This is a genomic window from Vibrio sp. D173a (assembly GCF_030248475.1).
The window spans coordinates 1-661 of record NZ_JAHGAH010001378.1 but is presented as its reverse complement, the minus strand read 5'-3'; the positions used below and the strand labels follow the sequence as shown (position 1 = coordinate 661).

The window sequence follows — 661 nt, the reverse complement described above, 5'->3', positions numbered from 1 at the left end:
GGTAACTGATGAACGGCGTTAACAACGGCAGCAAGACGAGGATGCGCTAACGCAGAAAACACCCCTTTATCGATTTTCTGCGCTTCGATTAAGTGACGAAAGATCAAAGCCATCAAGGCATCACTCAACTTATCCATTAAGTACTGCTGACCAGAAGCTGTCTGGTGCGACTCTCGAAATAGAGTCTCGATAACCGACAATAGATTGGGTTCGTCCTCAAAAGGAATTACGATCACTTCGGGCAAGGCTGCCAGCAGTGGATTAGCTCGCCCAGCGCGGTACGCCACATTTGCACACACCAACTCTGCTCCCTCACCCACCCCTTCAATCACATGAGGCGAGCTGTGAGGCAAATAGACAATGCAAGGCTGCGTGATGGTTCTTTCGCCACTGTATTTGCTTGAGAGCTTGAGCTGCCCCGAATTCAACACATGTAAATGCCCTTCCGTGCCCTGTTGCGCGTTAAATGAAGACACACCACACAACTGCCCAGAATAGAAAACGCCTGTGCGTATCGAGAAATGTTCCATCAATTGAGAAAGCAGATCCATGTTCCCTCCGAACGATTCGCTTACTTTTTAGGTTTTTTGTCCCTCTATAGACCGAACAAGTTAGCTAATTTATTCATACAAGCTAACCAAACAGAGACAAGGAATACGCT

General features: G+C 47.5%; 1 protein-coding gene. It reads right to left on the bottom strand.

Translation table 11 applies throughout. The annotated features are described in order from the left end of the window. Positions 1 to 551 (bottom strand): cupin domain-containing protein (locus KIV40_RS33480; protein WP_285353724.1); only part of this gene is annotated, 551 nt, incomplete at its 3' end. Positions 552 to 661: the final 110 nt, after the last annotated feature.